General features: G+C 71.6%; 28 protein-coding genes. 20 read left to right on the forward strand and 8 right to left on the reverse strand.

Features of this window, described 5'->3' with window-relative positions:
- Positions 1-104 precede the first annotated feature (104 nt).
- The 8 genes from ABT254_RS44735 to ABT254_RS44770 all read left to right on the forward strand — a co-directional run bounded on the left by ABT254_RS44735 (position 105) and on the right by ABT254_RS44770 (position 7,693).
- Complete coding sequence (locus ABT254_RS44735; RefSeq protein WP_351483477.1) at positions 105-299, forward strand: hypothetical protein; 195 nt, start codon at positions 105-107, stop codon at positions 297-299.
- Between the two features lie 47 nt (positions 300-346).
- Positions 347-1,219 carry an N-acetyl-1-D-myo-inositol-2-amino-2-deoxy-alpha-D-glucopyranoside deacetylase gene (gene mshB, locus ABT254_RS44740; RefSeq protein WP_351483478.1) on the forward strand — a complete coding sequence of 291 codons (873 nt, stop codon included), beginning with the start codon at positions 347-349 and terminating at the stop codon, positions 1,217-1,219.
- Positions 1,216-1,626: a DUF6113 family protein gene (locus tag ABT254_RS44745; protein WP_351483479.1), complete on the forward strand. Its 411-nt coding sequence runs from the start codon at positions 1,216-1,218 to the stop codon at positions 1,624-1,626. The genes mshB and ABT254_RS44745 overlap by 4 nt, the downstream gene beginning before the upstream one ends.
- A 154-nt stretch (positions 1,627-1,780) precedes the next feature.
- Positions 1,781-4,063, forward strand: a complete 2,283-nt coding sequence (locus ABT254_RS44750) for a hypothetical protein (RefSeq protein WP_351483480.1) — start codon at positions 1,781-1,783, stop codon at positions 4,061-4,063.
- 144 nt (positions 4,064-4,207) lie between these two features.
- Positions 4,208-5,158 carry an ABC transporter ATP-binding protein gene (locus tag ABT254_RS44755; protein WP_351483481.1) on the forward strand — a complete coding sequence of 317 codons (951 nt, stop codon included), beginning with the start codon at positions 4,208-4,210 and terminating at the stop codon, positions 5,156-5,158.
- The gene (locus ABT254_RS44760) at positions 5,155-5,886 is read left to right on the forward strand and encodes an ABC transporter permease (RefSeq protein ID WP_351483482.1); all 732 of its coding nucleotides are present in this window, start codon (positions 5,155-5,157) and stop codon (positions 5,884-5,886) included. Before ABT254_RS44755 ends, ABT254_RS44760 begins: the two co-directional genes overlap by 4 nt.
- A gap of 5 nt (positions 5,887-5,891) precedes the next feature.
- Complete coding sequence (locus tag ABT254_RS44765; RefSeq protein ID WP_351483498.1) at positions 5,892-7,082, forward strand: sensor histidine kinase; 1,191 nt, start codon at positions 5,892-5,894, stop codon at positions 7,080-7,082.
- Positions 7,079-7,693 (forward strand): response regulator transcription factor, encoded by a 615-nt coding sequence (locus ABT254_RS44770; protein WP_115906111.1) that lies wholly within the window; start codon positions 7,079-7,081, stop codon positions 7,691-7,693. The genes ABT254_RS44765 and ABT254_RS44770 overlap by 4 nt, the downstream gene beginning before the upstream one ends.
- Positions 7,694-7,807: 114 nt before the next feature.
- Here ABT254_RS44770 and ABT254_RS44775 read toward each other — a convergent pair whose 3' ends face one another.
- Both ABT254_RS44775 and ABT254_RS44780 read right to left on the reverse strand, forming a co-directional pair.
- The gene (locus ABT254_RS44775; protein ID WP_351483483.1) at positions 7,808-8,659 is read right to left on the reverse strand and encodes a transglutaminase family protein; all 852 of its coding nucleotides are present in this window, start codon (positions 8,657-8,659) and stop codon (positions 7,808-7,810) included.
- Between the two features lie 32 nt (positions 8,660-8,691).
- On the reverse strand, positions 8,692-9,708 hold the full coding sequence (locus ABT254_RS44780) for a GNAT family N-acetyltransferase (protein ID WP_351483484.1): 1,017 nt from the start codon (positions 9,706-9,708) through the stop codon (positions 8,692-8,694).
- Between the two features lie 140 nt (positions 9,709-9,848).
- Between ABT254_RS44780 and fdxA the strand changes: the two genes are divergently transcribed.
- The gene (gene fdxA / locus ABT254_RS44785) at positions 9,849-10,169 is read left to right on the forward strand and encodes a ferredoxin (RefSeq protein WP_030929316.1); all 321 of its coding nucleotides are present in this window, start codon (positions 9,849-9,851) and stop codon (positions 10,167-10,169) included.
- A gap of 140 nt (positions 10,170-10,309) precedes the next feature.
- Positions 10,310-11,401, forward strand: coding sequence for a bifunctional succinyldiaminopimelate transaminase/glutamate-prephenate aminotransferase (locus ABT254_RS44790; RefSeq protein ID WP_351483485.1), 1,092 nt, complete (start codon positions 10,310-10,312; stop codon positions 11,399-11,401).
- Between the two features lie 64 nt (positions 11,402-11,465).
- On the opposite strand, the gene ABT254_RS44795 is transcribed toward ABT254_RS44790, so the two are convergent.
- Both ABT254_RS44795 and ABT254_RS44800 read right to left on the reverse strand, forming a co-directional pair.
- The gene (locus ABT254_RS44795; RefSeq protein ID WP_351483486.1) at positions 11,466-11,924 is read right to left on the reverse strand and encodes an ATP-binding protein; all 459 of its coding nucleotides are present in this window, start codon (positions 11,922-11,924) and stop codon (positions 11,466-11,468) included.
- A 279-nt stretch (positions 11,925-12,203) separates the two neighbouring features.
- Positions 12,204-13,181, reverse strand: a complete 978-nt coding sequence (locus tag ABT254_RS44800; RefSeq protein ID WP_351483487.1) for a heavy metal transporter — start codon at positions 13,179-13,181, stop codon at positions 12,204-12,206.
- Positions 13,182-13,266: 85 nt separating this feature from the next.
- Between ABT254_RS44800 and dapE the strand changes: the two genes are divergently transcribed.
- Together dapE and ABT254_RS44810 are read left to right on the forward strand one after the other, a co-directional pair.
- Entirely contained in the window at positions 13,267-14,346 is a 1,080-nt protein-coding gene (gene dapE, locus ABT254_RS44805; RefSeq protein WP_351483488.1) for a succinyl-diaminopimelate desuccinylase, read from the forward strand.
- A gap of 99 nt (positions 14,347-14,445) precedes the next feature.
- A complete protein-coding gene (locus ABT254_RS44810) occupies positions 14,446-15,204 on the forward strand; it encodes an LOG family protein (protein WP_351483489.1) in 759 nt (252 codons plus the stop codon).
- Between the two features lie 95 nt (positions 15,205-15,299).
- On the opposite strand, the gene folP is transcribed toward ABT254_RS44810, so the two are convergent.
- The gene (gene folP, locus ABT254_RS44815) at positions 15,300-16,160 is read right to left on the reverse strand and encodes a dihydropteroate synthase (protein WP_351483490.1); all 861 of its coding nucleotides are present in this window, start codon (positions 16,158-16,160) and stop codon (positions 15,300-15,302) included.
- A 164-nt stretch (positions 16,161-16,324) separates the two neighbouring features.
- On the opposite strand from folP, the gene ABT254_RS44820 reads away from it, so the two are divergent.
- Positions 16,325-16,681, forward strand: coding sequence for a DivIVA domain-containing protein (locus ABT254_RS44820; protein WP_351483499.1), 357 nt, complete (start codon positions 16,325-16,327; stop codon positions 16,679-16,681).
- The gene (locus ABT254_RS44825; RefSeq protein ID WP_351483491.1) at positions 16,678-17,259 is read left to right on the forward strand and encodes a DNA-3-methyladenine glycosylase I; all 582 of its coding nucleotides are present in this window, start codon (positions 16,678-16,680) and stop codon (positions 17,257-17,259) included. Before ABT254_RS44820 ends, ABT254_RS44825 begins: the two co-directional genes overlap by 4 nt.
- 24 nt (positions 17,260-17,283) lie before the next feature.
- On the opposite strand, the gene chcB is transcribed toward ABT254_RS44825, so the two are convergent.
- Positions 17,284-18,087: a 2-cyclohexenylcarbonyl CoA isomerase gene (gene chcB / locus ABT254_RS44830; protein WP_351483492.1), complete on the reverse strand. Its 804-nt coding sequence runs from the start codon at positions 18,085-18,087 to the stop codon at positions 17,284-17,286.
- 376 nt (positions 18,088-18,463) lie between these two features.
- Between chcB and ABT254_RS44835 the strand changes: the two genes are divergently transcribed.
- A complete protein-coding gene (locus tag ABT254_RS44835; protein ID WP_003966491.1) occupies positions 18,464-18,631 on the forward strand; it encodes a DUF3117 domain-containing protein in 168 nt (55 codons plus the stop codon).
- A 92-nt stretch (positions 18,632-18,723) separates the two neighbouring features.
- On the opposite strand, the gene ABT254_RS44840 is transcribed toward ABT254_RS44835, so the two are convergent.
- Positions 18,724-19,356 (reverse strand): O-methyltransferase, encoded by a 633-nt coding sequence (locus ABT254_RS44840; protein WP_351483500.1) that lies wholly within the window; start codon positions 19,354-19,356, stop codon positions 18,724-18,726.
- A gap of 301 nt (positions 19,357-19,657) precedes the next feature.
- On the opposite strand from ABT254_RS44840, the gene sigE reads away from it, so the two are divergent.
- Both sigE and ABT254_RS44850 read left to right on the forward strand, forming a co-directional pair.
- Positions 19,658-20,362, forward strand: a complete 705-nt coding sequence (sigE, locus tag ABT254_RS44845; protein ID WP_078912335.1) for an RNA polymerase sigma factor SigE — start codon at positions 19,658-19,660, stop codon at positions 20,360-20,362.
- On the forward strand, positions 20,359-21,339 hold the full coding sequence (locus ABT254_RS44850) for an anti-sigma factor family protein (RefSeq protein ID WP_351483493.1): 981 nt from the start codon (positions 20,359-20,361) through the stop codon (positions 21,337-21,339). Before sigE ends, ABT254_RS44850 begins: the two co-directional genes overlap by 4 nt.
- A 62-nt stretch (positions 21,340-21,401) precedes the next feature.
- Here the strand turns inward: ABT254_RS44850 and ABT254_RS44855 are convergent, their stop codons facing one another.
- On the reverse strand, positions 21,402-21,668 hold the full coding sequence (locus ABT254_RS44855; RefSeq protein WP_351483494.1) for a hypothetical protein: 267 nt from the start codon (positions 21,666-21,668) through the stop codon (positions 21,402-21,404).
- Between the two features lie 472 nt (positions 21,669-22,140).
- On the opposite strand from ABT254_RS44855, the gene ABT254_RS44860 reads away from it, so the two are divergent.
- The 3 genes from ABT254_RS44860 to ABT254_RS44870 all read left to right on the forward strand — a co-directional run bounded on the left by ABT254_RS44860 (position 22,141) and on the right by ABT254_RS44870 (position 25,586).
- On the forward strand, positions 22,141-24,006 hold the full coding sequence (locus ABT254_RS44860; RefSeq protein ID WP_351483495.1) for a S1C family serine protease: 1,866 nt from the start codon (positions 22,141-22,143) through the stop codon (positions 24,004-24,006).
- A gap of 204 nt (positions 24,007-24,210) precedes the next feature.
- Positions 24,211-24,651, forward strand: coding sequence for a sec-independent translocase (locus tag ABT254_RS44865; RefSeq protein ID WP_351483496.1), 441 nt, complete (start codon positions 24,211-24,213; stop codon positions 24,649-24,651).
- A gap of 263 nt (positions 24,652-24,914) precedes the next feature.
- Complete coding sequence (locus ABT254_RS44870; protein WP_351483497.1) at positions 24,915-25,586, forward strand: hypothetical protein; 672 nt, start codon at positions 24,915-24,917, stop codon at positions 25,584-25,586.
- The last annotated feature ends 116 nt before the right edge of the window (positions 25,587-25,702 follow it).

The raw sequence follows: 25,702 nt of genomic DNA on the forward strand, positions 1-25,702 counted from the left end.
GATCACTAGCGCATAGTGGGTATCAACCTGCTGTTTGTTGTGTGGTTTTGTCCGGCCCCTAAGTCCGACCCCCGCGCTCTTGGGACCTTTGGAGGTGAGCCGCCGTGGCACTCTCGATTTCGGCGGTGGTGCTGCTGGCGATCATCGTCTTCCTTCTGATCAAGAAGTCAGGACTGAAGGCGGGGCATGCGATCGTCTGCATGTTGCTCGGGTTCTACATGGCGTCCTCGACGATCGCTCCCACCATCAGTGAGCTGACGACGAACATCGCGGGGATGATCGGCAGCATCAAGTTCTGACGCCCGGGCTGCACTGCGCTGTCGGTGCCGCCTCGTAGGCTGGCTCCATGACGGAACAGCCCTCCCGGCGTCTGCTGCTGGTGCATGCGCACCCGGACGACGAGTCGATCAACAACGGCGCGACCATGGCCGCCTACGCGGCCGGGGGTGCCCGCGTGACCCTGGTCACCTGCACCCTCGGTGAGCTCGGCGAGGTCATTCCGCCGGAGCTCGGGCACCTCACCGGCACCGCCCTGGGCGAGTACCGGCTGCGGGAGCTCACGGCCGCCATGCGCGAGCTCGGCGTCGAGGACTTCCGTCAGCTCGGCGGCCCGGGCCGCTACCGCGACTCCGGGATGATGGGTCTGCCCGACAACGACGACCCGGCCTGCTTCTGGCAGGCGGACGTGGACGAGGCGGCCGCCCACCTCGTCGAGGTGATCCTGGAGGTACGTCCCCAGGTCCTCGTCACCTATGACGACAACGGCGGATACGGCCACCCGGACCACATCCAGGCCCACCGCGTGGCCATGCGCGCCACCGAACTGGCCGCGCGGGCAGGGTGGGAGATCCCCAAGGTGTACTGGAACCGCGTGCCGCGGTCCGTCGCCGAGGCCGCCTTCGCCCGCCTTGCGGAGGATCTGCCCGGTCTGCCCTTCTCCAAGGCGGCCGTCATCGACGACGTACCGGGTGTCGTGCCCGACGACCGGATCACCGCCGAGATCGACGGCACCGCGCACGCCGCCGCCAAGGCCGCCGCGATGCGGGCCCACGCCACCCAGATCGAGGTCGCGCAGCCGTACTTCGCGCTCTCCAACGAACAGGCGCAGCCCCTCTTCACCACCGAGTACTACGAACTGGTGCGCGGGGCGGCCGGAGAGCCGAGAGAGACCGATCTCTTCGCCGGGACCGAGTCCGGCGGTGCCGAGGAGGCGTCATGACGGAGCGCGGTTCCCTGCTCGCCCAGCCGCTGCAGCGGCCCTCCGCCGGACGGACGCTCCTGTACGTGGGCCTCTTCGTGCTCGGTGCGGTCGTCGGCGCGGCCGGTGCGCTGGTGCAGGCCGGCTGGTTCCCCGGCGGGCTGCTGCTCGCCCTCGCCGGCGAGGCCGGGCTCTGTGTGGGCGGCGGACGGGCCACCGGCAGCCGCGGCGGGGCGATCGCACCTGCCGCCGGATGGATGATCTCCGTCATCCTGCTCACCGCCAGCAGACCCGAAGGGGACTTCCTCTTCGGCGCGGGAGGCGGCTCCTATCTCTTCCTCCTCGGGGGGATGGCCGTCGCTGTGATCTGCGCCACCCTCGGACAGGGGCGGCACCCAGGTGCCCGTGACGTCCGACTTGGCAAGTGACGTACCACTTCGCCATTAACCGAGCGTGGGAGTCCCGTGTGGGTTTCCCCGGCGGTCATGGGATACGCGCCAGAAGTGGCCAGTATGGTGGTGCGCGCCGCCGAGCCGCCCGTGAGGTTGTGTCGGGCGGCGGAGCCAACCGGGAGAACCTGCCTTGAGTCGTGAAACTGACACTCCGTCCTCCGGGCCCAACGGGCGCGGCCAAGCCGCATACCCGTCGGGCACGCCGCCGTACGGGACCCCCACGGCTTCCGACGCCGGTACGGATGCGGGCCGTTCGGCCACGCAGCCGGAGGACCGCAAGACCGAGACCACGCTGACGACCCGGATCCGGATCAACATCCCCGGGTCGCGGCCCATTCCGCCGGTCGTCGTGCGTACGCCCGTCGCGGGCGCCGAAGGCTCCGACGACACCGGGGAGACCGAGGCTCCGGCGCCCGGTGCCACCCAGGCCATGGGCACCGTCGAGCCCCCGGCCGAGCCCGCCCAGCCCGCCGAGGACAGGACGAGCGGGTGGTTCGCGCCCCGCAAGTCGACGCCCGCCAAGGGCGGTCAGGGCGGCGGCTCCACCAACGGCGCCGGTCTGCCGGGCGGTTCGGGCGCGGGCGCGCCTGCCGCCCCGGGTGCCGGTCCCTTCGGCGCGGGTGCCCCTTCCGGCGGCTCACGTCCGGGCACCGGTCGCCCCGGCGGTGTGGTCGGCTCCATGAGCGTGCCGGGCGGCTCCCGGCCCGGCGGTGCGGGCGGCGGCCGCCCGGGCGGGACGAACGGCGCCGGGCTCCCCGGCGCGACCGGCGGCCCCGTGGCCCCCGGGCACGGCGGCGGCACCGGTTCCTTCGACGTCACGGAGGCGCTGGCCGCGGGCCCGCTCGGCAACGGCGCGCGCCCGGGCAGCCGGGGCGGCGAGCCGAGCCGTGACGAGCTCCCGTACTTCTCGGACGGCGAGCGCGACACCCAGAACGGGCAGAACCGGCAGAACGGCCAGGGCGGTTACGGCGGCCCGGGCGCCGCGAGCGACTTCAACGCGCCGAACGGCCGCGGCGCCCAGGGCCCCGCGGGCCCGACCGTCGGTCCGGTCACCGGTGACGGCCCCGTGACCTCGCCCTTCGGTACCGGACCCGGCCCCCAGGGCCCCGGCGGCTCCGGCGCGCCCGCCGGCCTCGGCGGCCCCGCGGGCATCGGCGGCCCCGGCGGTCCCGGAACCATCGGCGGCCCGCACGGCGCGGGCCTCGGCCCCGGTGGCGGCCTCAGCGACGACACCGCGATCCTCACCCCGCAGAAGCCGGCCCCCGAGCCGGGCCAGCAGGGCTTCCCGGCGCCCGACAACATCTCCGGACACACCGTCACCAGTGGCGTCCCGGTCGGGTCGCCCGGCGCGAGCTCGCCGTTCGGCCCCGGCTCCCACACCGACGGACCGCTGCCGCACACGCCCCCGAAGCTGCCCGAGCCGGCCGGACAGAACAAGCCGGCCGCTTCAGCGCCCAAGAAGCAGAAGAAGGGGCGCAACAAGCTGGTGCTGCTCGGCACCGGCGTGGTCATCGTCGGCGGTCTCGCGTACGGCGCCGGCCTGCTGATGAACCACTCCGACGTGCCCAAGGGCACCACCGTGCTCGGCGTCGACATCGGCGGCGGCACCCGCGACGAGGCCGTCAAGAAGCTCGACGCGGCCTTCGGCGACCGGGTGAACAAGCCGCTGAAGCTGTCCGTGGCCGGCAAGACGGTCGAGCTCAAGCCGGACCAGGCGGGCCTCCAGTTCGACGAGCAGGCCACGGTCGCGGCGGCCGCGCAGGCCGACTACAACCCGATCTCCGTCATCGGCTCCCTCTTCGGCAACCACCGGGTCGTCGACCCGGTCATGCCCGTCGACGAGGAGAAGCTGACCGCCGCCCTGAAGGCCACGGCGGGCGGCTCCGGCTCGATGACCGAGGGCACGATCGAGTTCAGGTCCGGCAAGGCCGTCGCCGTCTACGGCAAGGCGGGCAAGGGCATCGACGCCGCCAGGTCCGCCCAGGCGGTCGAGGAGGCGTACCGCAGCCAGGTGGAGACCAACGCCACCGACCCGGTCACGGTCGTGACCACGACCCGACAGCCGACGGTCACGAACGCCGAGGTCGACCGGGAGATGAAGGCCTTCGCCGAGCCGGCGATGTCGGGGCTCGTCACGGTCAAGGCCGACTCGGGCGGCTCCCCGGTGGCCTTCAGCCCGCAGAACTCCCTGTGGAAGTTCCTCGGCGTCCAAGCCGTGGGCGGCAAGCTGGTCGACAAGCCGGACCTCACCGCGCTGAAGAACCTCTACGGGGGCGCCTTCGACGGCGTCCTGATCACCCGGGGCACCGGCAAGAAGACAGCCGTCACCCCCCAGGACGTCTACGTCGCCCTGCGCCAGGCCCTGCTGAGCAAGACCAACCGGGTCGGGATCATCCAGACCGACCCGAGCTGACGTCAGGCCCGGAAAGGGGGCACCCGGCAGGCGCCGGGCGCCCCCTTCGCCGTATGTCACGGTCCGCCGTATGACATCTGTCATCCGGCGGTCAGGACCGCCGACACTGCCGTGACCTGGGCCTGCGCGGCCACCATGGATCCCATGACGACGACAGCGAAAGCGACCACCGCCCCGGTGGTCGGCTTCGACCAGGTGAGCAAGACGTACGGGACCGTACGGGCCGTCGACGGGCTGACCCTGGCCCTGCACCCGGGGGAGACCGTGGCCCTGCTGGGGCCCAACGGAGCCGGCAAGTCGACCACCCTCGATCTGCTGCTCGGCCTCAAGAACGCCGACAGCGGCACGGTCCGCGTCTTCGGCACCAGCCCGCGTGAGGCCATCGTCGCCGGGCGCGTGGGCGCCATGCTCCAGAGCGGCGGACTGATGGACGAGGTCACGGTCGCCGAGCTGGTGAAGCTGGCCTGCGACCTGCACCCGAAGCCCTACCAGGCGAAGGACGTGCTCGCCCGCGCCGGCATCTCGCAGATCGCCGACCGCAAGGTCAACAAGCTCTCCGGCGGCCAGGCCCAGCGCGTCCGCTTCGCCCTCGCCACGGCCGGCGACAGCGACCTGATCGTCCTCGACGAGCCGACCACCGGCATGGACGTCTCCGCCCGCCAGGCCTTCTGGGCCACCATGCGCGAGCAGGCCGACCAGGGCCGTACGGTCCTGTTCGCCACGCACTACCTGGAGGAGGCCGACGCCATCGCCGACCGGGTGCTGGTCCTGCACCGGGGCCGGCTGCTGGCGGACGGCACGGCGTCCGAGATCAAGGCGAAGGCCGGGGCGCGCAGGGTGTCGTTCGACCTGGAGGGCGCCATCGACGAGGCGCCGATCCGCGCGCTGCCCTTCCTGACCTCGATCACTGTGTCCAAAGGCGGCTCCGCCGCGGGCACCGGTCAGACCGTCCGCATCCAGTCCTCCGACGCCGACGCGACCGTCCACGCCCTGTACGGCCTCGGCGTCTACCCCCGCAACCTCGAAGTCGCCGGGCTCGGTCTGGAGCAGGCCTTCGTCGCCATCACCGCCGCCGAGGAGGCGAAGCAGTCGTGAACAGTCTGATCAAGCTGGAGCTCACGCGCGCCCTGCGCAATCGCAAGTTCCTGTTCTTCTCGGTGATCTACCCGTCGGTCATCTTCCTGCTCGTCTCCAACCAGACGGGGAAGGTCGACGGCAGCGGTCTGAGCGTCGCCTCGTACGTCATGGTCTCGATGGCCTCCTTCGGCGCCCTGACCGCGGTCCTCATGGGCAACAGCGAGCGCATCGCCAAGGAGCGGGAGGGCGGCTGGGTGCGGCAGCTGCGGCTGACCACGCTGCCCGGGCGCGGCTATGTCCTCGCCAAGACCGCCGGCGCCGCCGTCGTCAGCCTGCCGTCCATCGTGGTCGTCTTCCTGGTCGCCGCGGCCGTACGGGGCGTACGGCTGGACGCCTGGCAGTGGTGCGCGCTCACCGGGGCGATCTGGGCCGGCAGCCTGGTCTTCGCCGCGCTCGGCGTCGCCATCGGCTACCTGGCCACCGGGGACGCGGTCCGTCCGATCACGATGATCACGTACTTCGGCCTGTCGATCCTCGGCGGCCTGTGGATGCCGTCCACGACCTTCCCGCAGTGGTTGCAGGACATCGCCAAGTGGCTGCCCACGCACGCGTACGCTGCACTCGGACGGGCCATCGAACAGAGCCGGTCCCCCGAGACCAAGGACCTCGCCCTCCTCGTCGTCTACTTCGTCCTGTTCGCGGGCGGCGCGGCGTGGCTGTACCGGAAGGACACGCTGAAGGCGTGAGCACGATGACGGACGACGGGCTGCCCGCGGAACTGCGGGCCGAGAACGCGATCCGGGTCGGCCAGCCGCCCCGCAACCGGAGCGAGGCCACGCGCAAGCTGCTCTGGATCCTGCCCTGGCTGATCTTTCTCGGATCGCCGGTGCAGGACCTGACCTCCGGCCACCACACGCCCGCCGCGACCGCGGCGGGCTGGGTGGCCCTGGCCTCCTTCACCGGCGTCTATCTGGCGCTGGTCTTCCGGAACATGGGCCGCCCGTACTCCGGACGGGCCGTCGGCGCCCTCGTCGCCGTGCTCGGCACGCTCGCCCTGGTCCTGTGCCTCACCCTCGGCAGCGCGTGGATCGGCCTCTTCGTGTACGTCTCCGTCACCTGCGGCGCCACGCTGCCGCAGCGGATCGCGTACTGGGCGATCGGGCTGAACACCCTTGCCATGCTCCTGGTCCTGTTGCACTTCCGTGCGGACGACTGGAGCCTCGTCCTGGTGGTGCTGCTCCTGGGTTTCGCGATGATGGGCGTGAAGCAACTGGTGCGGACGACCATAGAGCTGCGCAAGGCCCGCGCCACGGTCGCCCAACTGGCCGCCAACGAGGAGCGTCTGCGCCTGGCCCGCGACCTGCACGACCTCCTCGGCCACTCGCTCTCCCTGATCACGCTGAAGAGCGAACTGGCGGGCCGTATGCTCCCCGACCACCCCGACAAGGCGGCCCAGCAGGTCGCCGACATCGAACAGGTCAGCCGCCAGGCCCTGGTGGACGTCCGCGAGGCGGTCAGCGGCTATCGCCGCCCGCGCCTGTCCGAGGAACTCGCCGGCACCCAGGTCGCCTTGACGGCGGCGGGCGTCACGGCCGAGGTCCCCGGCCGGCCGGACCTCACCGGAGTCTCCTCGGAGAGCGAGTCCGCCCTCGCCTGGGCGCTGCGCGAGGCGGTCACCAACGTCGTACGGCACAGCGGCGCCACCCGCTGCACGGTCGAGGTGCTGCACCGCCAGACCCTGGACGGCCCGGTCCTCGAACTCGCCGTCGAGGACAATGGCTCCGGCGGCCCCGGCAAGGGCCCGGGCAACGGTCTGACGGGCCTGACGGAACGCCTGGAGAAGGCCGGCGGCACTCTGGAAGCCGGCCGCGTCAAGCACGGCTTCCGCCTCGTCGCCCGCGTCCCCGCCGACACCCCGTCGGCCGTAGGATCCGGGGCATGAGCTCTACGATCAAGGTGCTCCTCGCCGAGGACCAGTCCATGGTCCGCGAGGCGCTGGCCGCCCTCCTCGGCCTGGAGGACGACATCGAGGTCGTGGCCCAAGTGGCCCGCGGTGACGAGGTGTTGGCGGCCGCCCGCGAGCACGCCGTGGACGTGGCCCTCCTCGACATAGAGATGCCGGGCTGCACCGGCATCGAGGCGGCGGCCCAGGTCCACAAGGCCCTGCCCGCCGTGAAACTGGTCGTTCTCACCACCTTCGGCCGTCCCGGCTACCTCCGCAGCGCCATGGAAGCAGGCGCCGACGCCTTCCTGGTCAAGGACGCCCCGGCAGCCCAACTGGCAGAGGCGGTACGCAAGGTGCTGGCGGGGGAGCGGGTCATCGACCCCACCCTGGCGGCAGCGGCCCTGGCAGAGGGCGCCAACCCGCTGACGGACCGCGAGCGGGAGGTCCTGCGAGCGGCGGCGGACGGTTCGACGAACGCAGAACTGGCGGCAGCACTGCATTTGTCGCAGGGAACGGTCCGGAATTACCTCTCGACGGCAATCCAGAAACTGGCGGTAAGAAACAGAGCCGAAGCCGTCCGGATCGCACGGGAAAAAGGCTGGCTGTAGCTCCCTCAGGGGTGCGGGGCTGCGTTGATATGCGGCTCCGCCGCGTGGGCGCGACAAGCCACCACGCACTGGCACTCGCACAATTACACAGGCCCCACGGCGAATGGGCGAACTTCAGTTGAGCATCGCCCGAGCTGCTCGGGCCTGCCCCCGCACACGCTCCGCGGCAGCCTCATCCACCGCACCGATCAACTCCGCGTACTCCTCCAACTCCACCGCCCCCTCGACGAAGTCCCCCCGCTGGACAAGCAACTGAGCCCGCTCATACCGCAACCGCGCCGGATGCGAGGGCAACAGCAGCGACAGCTCGACCGCCCACAGCGACACATCCGACCGCTCGGGCCGAGCGGCCGCCCACGCCCGGATGTTGTTGAGGATCCGCAGAACCACATCCAGCGGATCCGCCGCCGTCAACATCGACGGATCCAGTGCGGCCCCCGTGGCCCCGGCCACCAACAGCTCGGCGTCGCCGGCACTCAGCACCCGCCCCCCGTCGAACGGGTCCACCAGCACCTGCTGCTCCCGAGGCCCGAACCCGACCACGAAGTGCCCCGGCAGTGCGACCCCGTACACCGGCGCCCCCGCCCGCCGGGCGACCTCCATCCACACCACCGACAGCAGGATCGGCAGCCCGCGCCGCCGCCGCAGCACCTCGTGCAGCAGCGAGGACTCCAGGCGCTGGTAGTCGGCGGGGGAGCCGCGGAAGCCGTCCTGCACCCCGAGCAGGTGGTGCAGCGCCGTTGCCCACGCCATCGGACCGCCCGGCCGGAACGGCACCCGTCCCGCCAGCCGGTCCAGCTCCATCTGCGCGGCGTCCAGGCCCGCCTCGTCCAGTGCCCCGTCCGCCTCCGCGCCCACCAGCAGGCACAACGTCGACAGATCGGGCCGCTCGGAGCGCGCCTCCTCGGCGAACCGCCGCCGCAGTTCGGCGGACCGCTCGGGCGGTGGGGGGTATGGGGGACGCATAGCAGCCTCGTGCCCTCTCCCGGCGATCGGTACTACTGGCCGCTGCCGGGAGCCGCCGGCTCCCGGTAGTGGTGGTACGCGTGGTGCGCGGCGAAACCCATCCCGGCGTACAGCGCCCGCGCTCCCGCGTTGTCCTCCTCGACCTGCAGCCAGGCGGCCGAGGCGCCCTCGTCCAGCGCCCGCCGGGCCAGCGCGGCCATGACGGTGGTGGCCAGCCCGCGCCGCCGCTGCTCCGGATCCACCTCGACGGCCGCGAAGGACGCCCATCGCCCGTCCACGACGCACCGCCCGATCGCCGCGGGCGCCGCACCCTCCGACGGGCCGGGAACCGTCGCGAACCACACCGAGGGGCCGCTCCCCAGCACCTTCAGCGCCACCTCGCTCACCCCCTTGCGCCGGTACCGCGCAAGCCACGCCTCGTCCGCCTTCCGGGACAGCAGGACCCCGGAGGCCTCCGCCCGGTCGGCGATGGGCGCCAGCGCCCCGATCCACAGCTCGGCGGTCACCTCACGCACCCACCCGCGCCGCTCCAGCTCCGCGCACAGCAGCTCCTGCGTGCCTTCGGCACCGGTCGCGGTCTGGATGTACGCGGGCAGCCCACGCTCGCCGTACCACCGTCGTACGACGTCGAGGGCCTCGTCGAGCGGCACGCCCGGGTCGCCGAGCGGCAGCACCGAATTCGCCCGCCGGGTGAACCCGGCCGCGGCCCGCAACTCCCACTCGCCGAGCCGCTCGCTCTCCACCGGCCGCCAGGCGCGCGAGGCGACGTGCGCGAGCTCCTCGTAGGAGGCGGCGGGACCCCGTCGACGGGCCGGTGCGGTGGGCACGACCTTTCCCGCGACCAGGGCGGATTCCGGAATCCGGACGCTCTCGCCGCCCCTGCGTGTGATCAGCAGCACACCGTCGTCCCATGATGTGAGAACACCCACCGTGTCGGTGAACTTCTCCTCCGGGCGAGCAGGTTCGATCAAGCGTCGTACCGAGACCCGTTTCCCCACGTCAGCAGCGGTGATACGAACCTCGAGACGTCCGCCGGCCGAGATTTCCACAGGTCAGTTCACCCCTCCTGTTCGGATCATGCCCAAGAACGGAGATACTAGGGGCGGGCATCGACGACGCCGCGCTCCCGCGCGCCAGGCGGCGGAGCCTACGGAGGCCCGCCAGCGCCCTATCGAGGAGGAACGACAGCGTGACCTACGTCATCGCGCAGCCTTGTGTCGACGTCAAGGACAAGGCGTGCATCGAGGAGTGCCCGGTCGACTGCATCTACGAGGGCCAGCGGTCCTTGTACATCCACCCGGACGAATGCGTCGACTGTGGTGCCTGTGAGCCGGTCTGCCCGGTCGAGGCGATCTTCTACGAGGACGACACTCCGGAGGAGTGGAAGGACTACTACAAGGCGAACGTCGAGTTCTTCGACGAGCTCGGCTCCCCCGGCGGCGCCAGCAAGCTGGGCCTGATCGAGCGGGACCACCCCTTCATCGCCGCGCTGCCGCCGCAGGCCGAGTAGCCATCTGAGCGGCCCGCACAGATCGTGCCGCCTCGGTCCCGTACGGCCGTATCGCCCTGGTGATCGCCGTACGGGACCGAGGCGTTTGCCGTACCAGGGCCTTTGGGCCGTCTGCCGTACCAGAAAGTGAGCCAGATCCCGTGTCCGCAGTCTCCGACCGCCTGCCCACCTTCCCCTGGGACAAGCTGGAGCCGTACAAGAAAACGGCCGCCTCGCATCCGGACGGCATCGTCGACCTCTCCGTCGGCACCCCGGTCGACCCGGTCCCGGAGCTGGTTCAGAAGGCCCTCATCGACGCGGCGGACTCCCCGGGCTATCCCACGGTCTGGGGCACCCCGGCCCTGCGCGACGCGATCACCGGCTGGGTCGAGCGCCGCCTCGGCGCCCGTGAGGTCACGCACCGGCACGTCCTGCCGATCGTCGGCTCCAAGGAACTCGTCGCCTGGCTCCCGACGCAACTGGGCCTCGGCCCGGGCGACAAGGTGGCGTACCCCCGCCTGGCCTACCCGACGTACGAGGTGGGCGCCCGGCTCGCCCGTGCGGAGTACGAGGTCTACGACGACCCGACCGACCTCGACCCGACGAACCTGAAGCTGCTCTGGCTCAACTCGCCGTCGAACCCGACCGGCAGGGTGCTGGGCAAGGAGGAGCTGACCCGGATCGTCGCCTGGGCGCGCGAGCACGGGATCCTGCTCTTCTCCGACGAGTGCTACCTGGAGCTGGGCTGGGAGGCGGACCCGGTCTCGGTCCTGCACCCCGAGGTGAACGGCGGCTCGTACGAGGGCATCGTGTCCGTCCACTCCCTCTCCAAGCGCTCCAACCTGGCGGGCTACCGCGCGGCCTTCCTGGCCGGCGACCCGGCCGTGCTCGGCCCGCTCCTCGAGATCCGCAAGCACGGCGGCATGATGACATCGGCGCCCACCCAGGCGGCCGTGGTGGCGGCCCTCGGCGACGACGCCCATGTCCGGGAGCAGCGCGAGCGGTACGCGGCCCGGCGCACGGCCCTGCGCGCGGCGCTCCTCGACCACGGCTTCCGCATCGAGCACAGCGAGGCCAGCCTCTACCTGTGGGCGACGCGGGACGAGTCCTGCTGGGACACGGTGGCCCACCTGGCCGAGCTCGGCATCCTGGTCGCGCCGGGCGACTTCTACGGCACGGCGGGCGAGAAGTTCGTACGTGTGGCGCTGACGGCGACGGACGAGCGGGTGCGGGCGGCCGTGGAGCGGCTGTAGCCCCCGTGGACGTGACGAGGGGGCCCGGGACGCTGTCCCGGGCCCCCTCCGCGTTTCAGATGGCTCAGCCGCCGATCGGCAGGCCCTTGACCGGCAGGTTGCCGGTGTTCGGCAGGCCGCCCTTGGCCAGCGAGCCGGCCGGCAGGGCGCCGCCGTTCTGGCTCGCGGTCTGCGTGGTGACGCCGACGATCTCCCCGACGGAGCCCGCCGCGGCACCCGCCGCACGCTGCGCGGCCGGGGCCGCCTTCTTCGCCACGCTGCCGCCGGTCTTGCCCGCGGTCGGCACGGCCTTCTTGACCGCGTTGCTGCCGGCGGCGCCCGCGAGCCCGGTCACGTTCTGCGCCGCACCGTCGACGGTGTTGCCGACGCTCGCCCCGTCCAGAGCGGTCAGGCCGCCGACGTTCGGGGCGGCGGGCAGTTCGGGGGCCGCGCTGGCGGAGCCGGCCGCACCGACCCCGGCAGCCGCTCCCGCTGCGACGAGCAGCGCGGCACGGGCGATCCGACGGGTCAGGGGGAGGGACATGATGCTCCTTCGATGGATGTTGATCGTCCGGGCTCGGACGATGTGACTACCGCTCGAAGGCCCCGAAGGTTGCGGCGTCCCAACGTAAAGAGTTGGCAATGCGTCGCATTATCGGCTGCGGATAAAAACGGGCAAAAAGCGTCCGCCCGGAAAGCCTGCCGAATCCTTACATCCCTTTGTTCTCAAGGTCTTTGACGGATACAGGGGTGACGGTGCGAAAACCTGCCCACACCGTGGATCAAACATGCCCGGCATAACCCGTGCGGGTGACGGACCGTACTACTGCGCAGTGACGATTCGGACCGCGTCGGCGGCCTTTTCCGTCCCGCCGGCGCCTTCCGCGGCGGCCGTGTGCCACGGGTTGTCGGCATTTCCGGCGGTCCACTCCCGCCCGCCGTAGGAGACCCGCTCGATGTGCAGGGCGGAGGAGTTGGCCACGGCCCAGTGGGCGAGCTGCCAGCCGCGCCGGCGGACGCTGCGGCCCTTGGCGGGGCTCTTGCCGTCCGCGACGGGGATCGTGACGGTGCGGGCGCTCGTCCCCGTGCTCCCGGTCGGCGAAGGTGCCGGTGTCGACATCGCGTTCACTTCCACGGCGGCCGGCTGCAGTGCGTCGCGCCCGAAGTCCCGTACGAGAGCGGCCCGCACGGCGTCCGGACCCGCCGCCTGCGTGGTGGCGGGGAGGCCGGCGCAGGTCAGAGTGGCCGCCGAGTTTCCGGTGAGGGCGGCGGAGAGGAGGGTGGCGTCCGGCTCGTGCTTGGCGTACGCCTCGGGAAATCCGCTGCGCTGCACACGCTGCGCGGCGACCGTGAGGGGGAGCTTCGCGTAGTCGTGCACCTTGGCCAGGTGCCGGTAGAACATGCCCGCCGCGTACGTCGGGTCCAGGATCTGCTTCCTGGTGCCCCAGCCCTGCGAGGGCCGCTGTTGGAACAGGCCGAGCGAGTCCCGGTCGCCGTGCTCGATGTTGCGCAGCTGCGACTCCTGGAGCGCGGTCGCGATCGCGATGGTCACCGCCCGCTCGGGCATGCCGCGCCCGGTGCCCACCGCGGCGATCGTGGCCGCGTTCACCGCCTGTTCCGGCGTGAACTCGTACGCCGCTCCGTCCGCCGCGCCCGAGACCACTTTGCAGCCCGATCCGCCTCCGCCACCGGTGACGTACTGCACCGCGAGATAGCCCGCGACGGCGAGCAGGATCACGAAGGCCACCGCGACACGCAGGAGGCGGCCACGGCGTTTGAGGGTGGATGACGGCTCTGGCACGTCGTACAAGGTAGCGGAGGGCTCTGTGGCCCACGTGCCGGATGTGACCGGTGGGCCGGGGCGGTGGCGGGTTAGGGTCGACGGCATGGCCGACACCCCACTTGACCTCACCCTGGACGCCGCCGAGCTCACCGCGCAGCTCGTCGACTTCCCGTCCGAGAGCGGCACCGAGAAGCCCCTCGCGGACGCGATCGAGTCCGCCCTGCGTGCCCTGCCGCACCTGACGGTCGAGCGGTACGGCAACAACGTCGTCGCGCGGACGAACCTGGGCCGGGCGGAGCGGGTGATCCTGGCCGGGCACATCGACACCGTGCCGATCGCCGGCAACGTCCCCTCCCGGCTGGACCCCGACGGCGTCCTGTGGGGCTGCGGCACCTGCGACATGAAGTCGGGTGTGGCCGTGCAGCTGCGCATCGCGGCCACGGTCCCGGCCCCCAACCGCGACCTGACCTTCGTCTTCTACGACAACGAGGAGGTGGCGGCGGATCTCAACGGACTCAAGCACGTGGCCGAGGCGCACCCCGAGTGGCTGGAGGGCGACTTCGCGGTGCTGCTCGAGCCGTCCGACGGCGAGGTCGAGGGCGGCTGCCAGGGCACCCTCAGGGTCCTGCTGAAGACGACCGGCGAGCGGGCGCACTCGGCGCGCAGCTGGATGGGCTCCAACGCCATCCACGCGGCCGCGCCGATCCTGGCCCGCCTGGCCTCCTACGAACCCCGCCACCCGGTGATCGACGGCCTGGAGTACCGGGAGGGACTGAACGCGGTGGGCATCTCGGGCGGGGTGGCCGGCAATGTCATCCCCGACGAATGCGTGGTCACCGTCAACTTCCGCTATGCGCCCGACCGCACCGAGGAGGAGGCGATCGCCCACGTCAGGGAGGTCTTCGCGGACTGCGGAGTGCAGGAGTTCGTGGTGGACGACCACAGCGGCGCGGCCCTTCCCGGACTCTCGCACCCCGCCGCGGCGGCCTTCATCGAGGCGGTCGGCGGGACCCCGCAGCCGAAGTACGGCTGGACGGACGTCTCGCGTTTCTCCTCCCTCGGCATCCCCGCGGTCAACTACGGCCCCGGCAACCCGCACTTGGCGCACAAGCGGGACGAGCGGGTGGAAACCGCGAAGATCCTGGCGGGGGAGCAGCGGCTGCGGGCCTGGCTGACGGCATAGCCCGTACACCGCTCCACGGCGGACATGCCGGCGTCCCCCGTCCGTAACCCGCGTAGATCTACCCTGAGGTGGAAACACCTGCAAGCGGAGGGAGCGCACATGGCTACCGGGAACCCCGAGGGCAAGAAGGTGCCGCCGGATGAGCAGCGTCTCGGACCGGTCCTCCGAAGGCGCGGCCAGGTGACGGAGAGCACGACGGACCAGCGGCTGCTGGACGAGCGCGCTCCCACCGACTGGGTCCACACGGACCCCTGGCGGGTGCTGCGCATCCAGTCGGAGTTCATCGAGGGCTTCGGCACTCTCGCCGAACTCCCGCCCGCGATCAGTGTGTTCGGCTCGGCGCGCACACCCGTCGACTCCCCGGAGTACGAGGCGGGCGTCCGGCTCGGCCGCGGCCTGGTGGAGGCGGGCTGGGCGGTGATCACCGGCGGTGGCCCGGGCGCCATGGAGGCGGCCAACAAGGGCGCCTGCGAGGCGAAGGGCATCTCGGTCGGCCTCGGTATCGAGCTGCCCTTCGAACAGGGCCTCAACCCCTACGTCGACATCGGCCTGAACTTCCGCTACTTCTTCGTCCGCAAGATGATGTTCGTGAAGTACGCGCAGGGCTTCGTGGTCCTGCCCGGCGGCCTGGGCACCCTGGACGAGCTCTTCGAGGCCCTGACCCTGGTGCAGACCCAGAAGGTCACCCGCTTCCCGATCGTGCTGTTCGGGAGCGAGTACTGGGGCGGCCTGGTCGACTGGCTCAGGAACACCCTGATCGCCCAGGGCAAGGCGTCGGAGAAGGACCTCCTCCTCTTCCACGTCACGGACGACGTGGACGAGGCGGTCGCACTGGTCTCCAAGGAGGCGGCACGCTAGTCAGCCCGTCCGGCGTCTGAGGACGAGGCCCTTCAGGCCGATTCGGGGCTCCAGGGGGGGCGGAGCCCCCTGGCGGTCGGCTCCGCGGCGGGGCGCTACGCCAGCCCCCGCCGCGCCACGGCCGGCGGCCGGTGCCCGGCGATCGACGCCACCATGTCCAGCACCTGCCGGGTCTCGGCGACCTCGTGCACCCGGTACACCTGCGCGCCCAGCCACGCCGACACGGCCGTGGTGGCGAGCGTCCCCACCACCCGCTCCTTCAGCGGCTTGTCCAGGGTCTCGCCCACGAAGTCCTTGTTGGACAGGGAGACCAGGACGGGCCAGCCCGTGTCGACCATCTCGCCGAGCCGCCGCGTCGCCTCCAGGCTGTGCCGGGTGTTCTTCCCGAAGTCGTGCCCGGGATCGATCAGCACGGACTCCCGGGGCACCCCGAGCGCCACCGCCCGCTCGGCAAGACCCAGCGTCACCCGCAGGATGTCGGCCACGACATCGTCGTACGTCACCCGATGCGGACGAGTGCGCGGCTCGGCGCCCCCCGCGTGCGTGCACACCAGCCCGGCCCCGTACCGCGCCGCGACCTCCGCGAGGCCGGGGTCGACGCCACCCCACGCGTCGTTCAGCAGATCCGCGCCGGCCTCGCACACGGCCTCGCCGACCTCGGCCCGCCAGGTGTCCACACTGATGACCACGTCCGGGAAGCGCCGCCGCACCTCGGCGACGAACCCCACCGTCCGCCGCGCCTCCTCCTCGGCCGACACCTCGTCGCCCGGACCGGCCTTCACCCCGCCGATGTCGATGATGGCGGCGCCCTCCGACACCGCCTGCTCCACGCGCGCGAGGGCGGGCTCGTCCCGGAAGGTCGCTCCCTGGTCGTAGAAGGAGTCCGGGGTCCGGTTCACGATCGCCATGATCACCGGCTCGTGCGCCTCGAACGCGCGCCTGCCCAGCCTGAGCATCCCCTGTGACCTCTCGTAGTACGACCTGGGTGAGACCGGTTCCTCGGCCGCCTGCGACCCTAACTGTCAGACTCGCATGGCACGATCGGACCCTGACACATTCAGCTTCATCTTCAGCTTCATCCAGCTTCCGAACATCGAGCGTGGGGACCACAGCGATGGTTATGTTCTTGTTCCTGGTCGTCGCTCTCGCCGTCGTGGTCGCCGCCGTGACACTGGCCGTGGTGGGCGGCGGGGAGAGCGAGGGCCCGTTGCCCGAGGTCGCCCCGGAGCGGCTCCAGGACCCGCTGCCGCTGGACCGGCCCGTCGGCCGCACGGACGTCGACAGCCTCCGCTTCCCGCTCGCCGCCCGCGGCTACCGCATGGCGGACGTCGACGACGCCCTCAACCGCCTCGGTGCCGAACTCGCGGAGCGCGACGCCCGTATCGCCGACCTGGAGTCCGCGCTGGCGGGCGCCCAGGCCGCCGCACACCACGTCTCCATGGACAAGCCGGTGCGCGGCCGGGAGGACCAGCAGTGAGCGACGGCACCGCAATCGCCGGGCCGGACGGCGCCCTGCGCTGCCCCTGGGCGCTGTCCACCGAGGACTACGTGGCGTACCACGACGAGGAGTGGGGCCGCCCGGTCCACGGCGACGACGCCCTCTACGAGCGCCTCAGCCTCGAGGCCTTCCAGTCGGGCCTTTCCTGGATCACGATCCTGCGCCGCCGCCCCGGCTTCCGCGCGGCCTTCGCCGACTTCAGGATCGCCAAGGTCGCCGCCTTCACGGAGACGGACCGGGCCCGCCTCCTCACCGACCCCGGCATCATCCGGAACCGAGCCAAGATCGACGCGACACTGGCCAACGCGCGGGTGCTGGCGGAGTGGGAGCCGGGTGAGCTGGACGAGTTCATCTGGTCCTACGCCCCGACCCCGGGACCGGCCCCGAAGACTCTGGGGGACGTGCCGGCGGTCACCCCCGAGTCGACGGCCCTTTCAAAGGCACTGAAGAAGCGAGGCCTCCGCTTCGTGGGGCCGACGACGGCGTACGCATTGATGCAGGCGTGCGGGCTGGTGGACGACCATCTGGAAAGGTGCGTCGCGAGGAGCGCCCCGTAAGGGGCGCGCACCCCGCAACGGAGCTCACCGCCCCAAGTACTTCGGCTTCTCCTTGTTCACAAACGCCTGCACCGCGATCACATGGTCCTCGGAGGACCCGGCCCGGGTCTGCAACTCGTCCTCCTTGTCCAGCGTCTCGGACAAGGTGTGCGAGAACCCGTAGGCCACCGCCTCCTTGATCGCCGCATACGCCACCGTCGGCCCCTCGGCCAACGCCCGAGCCACCTTCTCCGCCTCGGCATGCAGCTCGCCGGCCGGCACCAGCCGGCCCGCGATCCCCAGCTCGTACGCCTCCTGCGCCTTGATGCTCCGCGGGAAGAGCAGCAGGTCGGCGGCGCGCCCCGGGCCGACGACCCGCGGCAGGGTCCAGGACATGCCGGAGTCGGCGGTCAGCGCGACCCCCGCGAAGGACGTGTTGAAGGCTGCGGTGTCCGCGACGACGCGGTAGTCCGCGGCGAGGGCGAGACCGAAGCCGGCCCCGGCGGCCACCCCGTTCACCCCGGCCACCACCGGCTTCGCCATCCCGGCGATCGCCCGCACGACGGGGTTGTAGTGCTCCTTCACCGTGCTCATCGTCTGCCCGGACCCCGTCTCCCGGTCCTGCGCCAGCAGCCCGATGTGCTCCTTGAGGTCCTGCCCCACACAGAACGCCCGCTCCCCGGCGGCGGTCAGCAGCACCGCCCGTACCGCGTCGTCCTCGGCCGCGGAGCGAACCGCCTCCCGCAGGGCGACCTTCGTCGCGATGTTCAGCGCGTTCATCGCCTCGGGGCGGTTCAGCGTGATCGTCGCGAGTCCGTCGCTCACCTCGTAGAGCACGGTGTCGGCCATGGTGTGTCCCCTCGGCTGTCGCGGTTCAGGCGTACCGGCCGGTACGCCCCTGTCCGTAGGACAGCATGGCGGAGATCACCGCCGGGGGACCGGAGTGGACGTGTGACCTGCGTCAAAGAATCCGGGACGGTTCCCGGTCGGCGGAACTCCGTGCGGCCGCGCAGTATCGCAGTCACATCGCCGAATTGAGTGGTTTTGCTCGCGCGCGTTGCCCAAGCGATGCCGACTGATGTTGGTCATCGGGTCCTGAGATGCGGGATAATGGCTGGGAAGCAATGTGTTCGATGCCGGTGTCGCGTGTCCCACGCTGGACAGGCGTGCCCTCCCAGGGCCGTCGGCTTTTGACGATGAGCTGGTTTCAGGAAGGGGAACGAGCATGGCGGCCATGAAGCCGCGGACGGGCGATGGCCCGCTCGAGGTGACCAAGGAGGGGCGGGGCATCGTCATGCGCGTTCCGCTCGAAGGCGGCGGTCGGCTCGTCGTCGAGCTGACCCCTGACGAGGCCGACGCGCTCGGCGACGCCCTCAAGAAGGTCGTCGGCTGACGCGGAAGCGACCATACCCTTTCAGTTGCCCCGGCATCCAAGTGGTGCCGGGGTTGCTGTTTCCCGGACTTTTCCACTCGTGTTCCGGCCCCTCACCGCTTGACCGCGCACAGCAGTCCGTCACCCACCGGCAGCAGCGAAGGCACCAGCTCCTGGCTCTCGCGCACCGCGCGCAACAGCTCCCGCAGCCGCAGGACCTCCGTGGGCTGCGGGCCCGAGTCCACCGTGCGGCCGTTGGCGAAGACGCCCTCGAAGATCACGAGGCCGCCGGTGCGCAGCAGACGCAACGATTCAGCGAGATAGTCGAGGAACTCCAGACGGTCGCCGTCGCAGAAGACGAGGTCGTAGCCGGCGTCCGCGAGCCGGGGCAGGACATCCAGGGCGCGGCCCGGGATGAACCGGGCGCGGTTGCTTGCGAAACCGGAGGCGCGGAAGGCCTGGCGGGCGAACTGCTGGTGTTCCGGCTCAGGGTCCACCGTGGTCAGCACCCCGTCCGGGCGCATGCCGTGCAGCAGATGAATGCCGGAGACGCCGGTGCCGGTGCCGATCTCCGCCACCGCCTTCGCGTCCACCGAAGCCGCCAGCAACCGCAGCGCGGAGCCCGTGCCGGGCGACACCGAGCGCAGGCCCGCCTCACGGGCCCGGTCGCGGGCCCAGCGCAGCACTTCGTCCTCGGCGACGTAGGCGTCGGCGAACGCCCAGCTCGTCTGCCGGTTGCCGGTAATGACCCTCTCCTGTCCCCGTGGTTGCCTGGGCGTGACTGTATCCGTTGGGGCCGGGAACCCGCAGATGGGACCGGGCGTTTAGAGGGGTAGGAGACGGCACGGGGGGACACAGTTGGATCACGATGAGGGGCAGCGGCCCGAGCAACTGCGGAAGCAGGGGCCCGAGCGGTATCAGCCCAGATCAAATTCTCGTAAAACCGCTTATCCGGAGCTAACGGGCGAGGTGGCTATGGTAGGGGCTCCACTGGACACCACCAGAGCCGACAGGGGAGGTGCGGCTGCGCCTGTGGATCGGGGAGGAGTGCTGCGGCGCTTTCTCGGGTCGGCAGGCAGGCCGAAATCCGTGAACGACACCGCTGCTGACCCCAGCCACGCCGCTGACCACGCCCAGACCGCGACTTTCTCCACCGACGCGGACGGGCAGGCGTGGACTCCGCCCACCTGGGAGGAGATCGTCAGCACACACAGTGGCCGCGTCTACCGACTCGCCTACCGCCTCACCGGTAACCAGCATGACGCCGAGGACCTCACCCAGGAGGTCTTCGTCCGCGTCTTCCGGTCCCTGTCGACCTACACGCCGGGCACCTTCGAGGGCTGGCTGCACCGGATCACCACCAACCTCTTCCTGGACATGGTCCGCCGCAAGCAGCGCATCCGCTTCGACGCCCTGGGCGACGACGCGGCCGAGCGGCTGCCGAGCCGTGAGCCGTCCCCCCAGCAGGTCTTCAACGACGCCCACTTCGACGCGGACGTCCAGCAGGCCCTCGACACCCTCGCGCCCGAGTTCCGCGCCGCGGTCGTCCTGTGCGACATCGAAGGACTGTCGTACGAGGAGATCGCCGCAACCCTCGGCGTCAAGTTGGGCACGGTCCGCTCCCGGATCCACCGCGGCCGCTCGCAGCTGCGCAAGGCTCTCGCACACCGTTCGCCGGAGGCCCGGGCCTCCGAGCGGCGTTCCTTCGTGCCTCGTGTACCCGCACTGGGGGGAGGGGGCGCGACCGCGTGAGTGGCACACGACCCAGCCCCGCCGAAAGGCGTCTGGCCGAGCAGCATCTGGGAGACCGACTCTCCGCCCTGGTGGACGGAGAGCTCGGTCATGAGTCGCGCGAGCGTGTCCTCGCCCACCTGGCCACCTGCGCCAAGTGCAAGGCGGAGGCCGATGCGCAGCGACAGCTGAAGAACGTGTTCGCGGAGGCGGCTCCGCCGCCGCCCTCCGAGAGTTTCCTGGCCAGGCTTCAGGGCCTTCCGGGGGGAGGTGATCCGGACGGTGGTGGCTCGCCGTTCGGCGGGGGAGGACTCCTCGGGAGCACCCCCGGAAGACCGGGCGCCGCCGGGGTCTTCGGCCTGAAGCGGGGTGAGCGCTTCGAGTTCGACTACGTCCCCTCCCCTTCCTCGCACGCCCCGATGCTCCCGCCGTCCGCGGACCGCGGCTTCCGCATACACGACGTCAGCCGGCACGAGGCCGAACGCTCGGCCTCGCGCGGGATGCGGTTCGCGTTCGTCGCCGCGGGCGCGGTGTCGCTCGCCGCGGTCGCGCTGGGCGGCGTCACGACGGGCACCCCGGTCGACACCACGGACGCGCGCGGCGGCACGGGGGCGGGCAGCAATGTGACCCCGATGCGTACGCAGGGGACGGGCGCCGCGACGGCTCCCGAGACCCAGCGGCGCCGTGGCGGCGGCCCGCTGCTCGCGCAGGGCCGGCAGTCGCTCGGTGACGCCCCGGTGGCCCCCACCCAGGTGTCCGCACCGCTGCTGCCGGGGGTACCGAGCCCCGCCACCGCGGCGCAGACCGTGCACACGCTGACCACCCCCGTGATGGCGGGCGCCGCAGTGATGTCCCCGCTGATACGTCCGCTCACCACGACCCCGCTGCTCACCCTGACCTCGTGGTCCACGGCCCCCGAGGCCTCGTCCCCCGGCCTGCTGGCCGCACCCGTCCCCGACTCGGCCTCCGCTCCCTCCTCCCCCCACGCCTCCCGCTGACCGGCCCCTGCGCGACGGCCCGCGAACCTGGTTGAATCCAGGGTGGACCGCGCCCACGGCAGTCAGCCGCGCGCGGAGTCGACGACTGAGGCCACCGCCGACGTGCCGTGCTGCGCCGTGGCCAGCTGTGGGGAGAGCATGAACGAGGGGAAGCCCACGAAGCCGAAGTGGTGGAACCGGCCACGCCCGCAGACCCCTGCGGCGCCTGCACCGGGGGCCGCGGAGACGGCACTGGGTTCGGCGGCGGGGCGGGTGGAGGCTGCGGCTACCGGTGCCGGTTCACCGGCGTCCGTGGGCGCAGCTCCGGATTCAGCGGCGGTCGTGAACACGGCGGCAGGACCGGCCGAGGGGTCGACGGCCGTCGTGGATGCGGCGGGTGCCGCTGCCGGTTCGCCGATGTCTGTGGATGCGAGTCCGGATTCGCCGACGGTCGCGGCTGCGGTTGCTGGCTCGACGGTGGTCGCCGACTCCGCGGCCGGTCGCAGTGGGGCTGCGGATGCCGGGCCGCGACCCGTGGCCGGGACGGCGCCGGTGGACGGTGGGGCAGCTCCGGCACACGGTGCCGGCGGCGACTTCGAGTTGGACCCGCCGGCCGTGGACCGCAGTGGGGCAGCCGCCTCCGAGGCTGCCGCGGAGCCCGGTCGGCCGGAGGGCGCTGACGACGTCCCTGCGGCTGTGCCCGAGGGAGACGTCGAGCTCGGCCAGCCGGAAGGTTTTTCCGCTGAGGCCGCGGCTGTTGCCGGGAGCGAGGGCTCGGTTTCCACGGGCGGAGGCGCTCTCCCCGACGGTGACTTCGAGCTGATGGCTCCGCAGGATACGGCCGGGGACCGCCTCGCCGTCGGCTCGCTGAGCACCCCCGAGGGACAGGACCCTGAGGAGCCGCGCACCGGGGGAGACTTCGAGCTGCACCCGCCCGCTGAGGCGGCCTCCTTCGCGGACCGGGGCCTGGATGCCCCCGCCCCGCCCGCCGCCGAGCGTCCCCGACCGCTGCACGACCCTGATCCCTACAGCACCCCGCCCTACGGCGAGCCCGGCCCCTGGGCCCCCGCTCCGCCGGTACAGCACCCGGCGGCCAGAACCGCGCAGGGCACAGCGATACCGACGCCGCCCCACGGCGCCCCGGCCCCGATGCCGCCGTCGCCTCCCGGAACGCCGGTCACCCCCGGAACGCCGGTCACCCCCGTGGCGGCCTCCACGCCCCCGGCCGCCCCGGCGCCGCCCCACGGTGCCCCGGCTCCGATGCCGCCGTCGCCTCCCGGAACGCCGGTCGCTCCCGTGGCGGCCTCCACGCACCAGACCGCCCCGACCCCGGTGCCGCCACCGGCTCCCGGTGCACCCGTCGCCGGCGTACCGGCCCCCCTGGCAGCCCCCGAGCCCCACGGTGCCTCCGCCCCCACGCAGCCTTCCGGCACGGCGGCCCAGCCGGCGCCTCCTGCCGTGTCCGATCTTGCCGGTACGCCCGGCGCCCCGCTCCTGTCCACCCCCTGGCAGAACTACGACCCCTGGGCTGCCGCCCCCCTCCAGCAGACCGGGGCTGCCGTCGAGCGGCGGCGGGTGCGGAGCGGGCTGGTGGGGGGTGCTTTGGCGCTGGCGCTGGTGTCCGGCGTGGTCGGTGGGGGTATCGGGGCGTACCTCGAGCGCAACGGGGGCGTAGGGGCCGTAGAGCTGCCGCAGGCCGGGAAGGAGCCCGCCGGGCGGGCTCCGGACAGTGTGGCCGGGATCGCCGCCCGGGCTCTGCCCAGCGTGGTGACCCTGCATGTGACGGGCGCCGACGAGTCCGGTACCGGAACAGGGTTCGTGCTCGACGACCAGGGTCACATCCTCACCAACAACCACGTCGTCGAACCGGCCGCCGGGTCCACGGGCGGTACGGGCGAGATATCCGTGACCTTCAACAGCGGGGACACCGCCAAGGCCACCATCGTGGGGCGGGACAGCGGCTACGACCTGGCCGTCGTCAAGGTCAGCAATGTGCGCGGGCTGAAGCCCATGGCCCTCGGCAATTCCGACAATGTCCAGGTCGGCGACCCCGTCGTCGCCATCGGCGCCCCCTTCGACCTGGAGGGCACCGTCACCGCCGGCATCATCAGCGCCAAGGAACGCCCCATCACCGCCGGCGGCGACAGCTCCGACGGGAGCGACGTCTCGTACGTCGACGCGCTGCAGACCGACGCGCCGATCAACCCCGGCAACTCCGGCGGGCCCCTCCTCGACTCGAAGGCCCGTGTCATCGGCATCAACTCCGCCATCCGGTCCGCCGACAGCAGCACCGACGAGAGCGGCCAGGCCGGTTCCATCGGGCTCGGCTTCGCCATCCCCGTCAACCAGGCCAAGCGGGTCGCCGAGGAACTCATCAACAACGGCAGGGCCACCCACCCCGTCATCGGCGTCACCCTCGACATGGACTACTCCGGGGACGGCGCCCGCGTCGGCACCAAGGCCTCCGGTGGCGGCCCCGCCGTCAGCAAGGGCGGCCCGGGTGACAAGGCCGGCATCAAGGCGGGAGACATCATCACCGAGGTGGACGGCGAGCGCGTGCACTCCGGCGAGGAGCTGATCGTCAAGACCCGCGCCCACCGCCCCGGCGACCGCCTGGAACTGACCGTGCGGCGCGGCGGCGAGGAGAAGAAGATCTCGCTGGTGCTCGGTTCCGCCGGCGGCGACTGATGGACACGAACCTCACAGGTACGCCCCCCACCACCGCCCCACAGGCAAACAACCCCCCAAAACCGCGCACGAAGACGCACTCGGAAAGCTCGGGACGGTACCGGTCGTACGGGATCGCCGGGTACCGTGGATCCGGCCCGGACCACGGAAGACCCGCACAGACCACCGAGGGCCGAGGACCGAGGACATCGCAAGGAGCTTCAGGTGTTCAATGACATAGGACCGCTCGAGCTGGTGACGCTCGTTGTCCTTGCCGTGCTCGTCTTCGGTCCGGACAAGCTCCCGAAGGTCATTCAGGACGTCACACGGACGATCCGCAAGATCCGTGAGTTCTCGGAGAGCGCGAAGCAGGACATCCGCAGTGAACTGGGCCCGGAGTTCAAGGACTTCGAGTTCGAGGACCTGAACCCCAAGACGTTCATCCGCAAGCAGCTGGACAACGACGAACTGGGGCTCAAGGAGATCCGCAACGGTTTCGACCTGAAGAAGGAGATGGCCGAGGTCACGGACGCCGTCCACGGCACCGAAGCGCCGTCCTCCTCGTCCCCCTCCTCCTCGACCTCCGGTTCCACCGGCGGCCGTGTCGACATGACGAAGAAGCCCGAGGAGATCGACCGCCCGCCCTTCGACGCGGACGCCACCTGAGAACTCGGGCCTCTGAGCCGTACGCCCCGGCTGATCCCCTGCGCCGTACCCGCGCCCTACGTGACGCGTTTCATAGTCCACGGCGCCTCCGCACGGCCTGAACCAGCCTTCGGCGCGACCCACGCGCCGGGCGGTTTCCGTGCTGTCCTGAGCGGGGTGGCTATGCTGCCGAGTTGTTGTGCGGACCGTACTTCGAGGAGTAACGCCGCCCGAAGGGGGGCGGGCCGCTCCGGTCCGACGAGAACGAGGAGGCGTCCGGGCACATGGAGACGACGAGTCAGGCAGTCGCGCAGGCGCCGGCCGCGGAGGGCCAGGAACAGCTGCCCTCCGCCCGGCGCACGGTCGACGGCTACCTGCTGGCGCCCTTCCCGTGGTACGGCCTCGACGAGGCCTTCACGGGTCCGCGCTGGCTGATGCAGGTCGGGATGGCGGCCGACGACGCTGTCGAGCACGGTTCGATCGGGCACGGCGACGAGCCCTCCGTGAAGAACGAGTACGCGGTCGGGACGGCCGGAGAGCCCAAGGAGAAGTTCGCGGTCGTGGTGACGGTCGCGGCCAACCCCGTGCGGCGCAGCGCGGACGGCACGGGGCTCCTGGAGGCCACCTCGGTGTCCTCGGCGGCCTGGCTCGCGGGTGTGGGGCTGCTGTCCTTCACCTGGCCGGGCCAGATGGACCACTCCCTGCGGGACGACTGGCTGGAGCAGCAGACCGAGACGGCCTGGGCCCTCGCGGACGACCTGGCCGGTCCGGACTGGTCGACGCTGTCGCTGCCGGTGGACGGCGTCCCCACGCCGTTCCACTACCGCGAGTCCGAGTTCGGCTGGGTCCTCGCGGGTTCCACGCAGCAGGGGGTGCACGTGGGGGCGTACGGGAGAGGCATGAGCGCATACGGCCTGGGCTTCGCCATGATCAAGGACATCAGCACGTACGCCTAGTGGCTCATACGGCAGAGGGGGCGCTGTCCACGGGAAACTCCTCGGCGATGCAAGGAAGGTGGTTCGAGTCCGTCACGGTCCTGGCCGCGCGCTCTCTGCTCAGTAGGGCGTCCAGC

The sequence above is a fragment of the Streptomyces sp. NPDC001137 genome (genome assembly GCF_040298885.1).
Classification (GTDB): Bacteria; Actinomycetota; Actinomycetes; order Streptomycetales; family Streptomycetaceae; genus Streptomyces.

Coding starts and splice junctions, on each gene's coding strand:
- folP (WP_351483490.1), bottom strand. CDS start 16,160: ATGCTCAGGCTGGGCAGGCGCGCGTTCGAGGCGCACGAGCCGGTGATC.
- ABT254_RS44745 (WP_351483479.1), top strand. CDS start 1,216: ATGACGGAGCGCGGTTCCCTGCTCGCCCAGCCGCTGCAGCGGCCCTCC.
- ABT254_RS44770 (WP_115906111.1), top strand. CDS start 7,079: ATGAGCTCTACGATCAAGGTGCTCCTCGCCGAGGACCAGTCCATGGTC.
- ABT254_RS44820 (WP_351483499.1), top strand. CDS start 16,325: ATGTTCTTGTTCCTGGTCGTCGCTCTCGCCGTCGTGGTCGCCGCCGTG.
- ABT254_RS44775 (WP_351483483.1), bottom strand. CDS start 8,659: ATGCGTCCCCCATACCCCCCACCGCCCGAGCGGTCCGCCGAACTGCGG.
- chcB (WP_351483492.1), bottom strand. CDS start 18,087: ATGGCCGACACCGTGCTCTACGAGGTGAGCGACGGACTCGCGACGATC.
- mshB (WP_351483478.1), top strand. CDS start 347: ATGACGGAACAGCCCTCCCGGCGTCTGCTGCTGGTGCATGCGCACCCG.
- dapE (WP_351483488.1), top strand. CDS start 13,267: ATGGCCGACACCCCACTTGACCTCACCCTGGACGCCGCCGAGCTCACC.
- ABT254_RS44835 (WP_003966491.1), top strand. CDS start 18,464: ATGGCGGCCATGAAGCCGCGGACGGGCGATGGCCCGCTCGAGGTGACC.
- ABT254_RS44860 (WP_351483495.1), top strand. CDS start 22,141: ATGGCTCCGCAGGATACGGCCGGGGACCGCCTCGCCGTCGGCTCGCTG.
- ABT254_RS44870 (WP_351483497.1), top strand. CDS start 24,915: ATGGAGACGACGAGTCAGGCAGTCGCGCAGGCGCCGGCCGCGGAGGGC.
- ABT254_RS44795 (WP_351483486.1), bottom strand. CDS start 11,924: ATGTCCCTCCCCCTGACCCGTCGGATCGCCCGTGCCGCGCTGCTCGTC.
- ABT254_RS44765 (WP_351483498.1), top strand. CDS start 5,892: ATGACGGACGACGGGCTGCCCGCGGAACTGCGGGCCGAGAACGCGATC.
- ABT254_RS44755 (WP_351483481.1), top strand. CDS start 4,208: ATGACGACGACAGCGAAAGCGACCACCGCCCCGGTGGTCGGCTTCGAC.
- ABT254_RS44810 (WP_351483489.1), top strand. CDS start 14,446: ATGGCTACCGGGAACCCCGAGGGCAAGAAGGTGCCGCCGGATGAGCAG.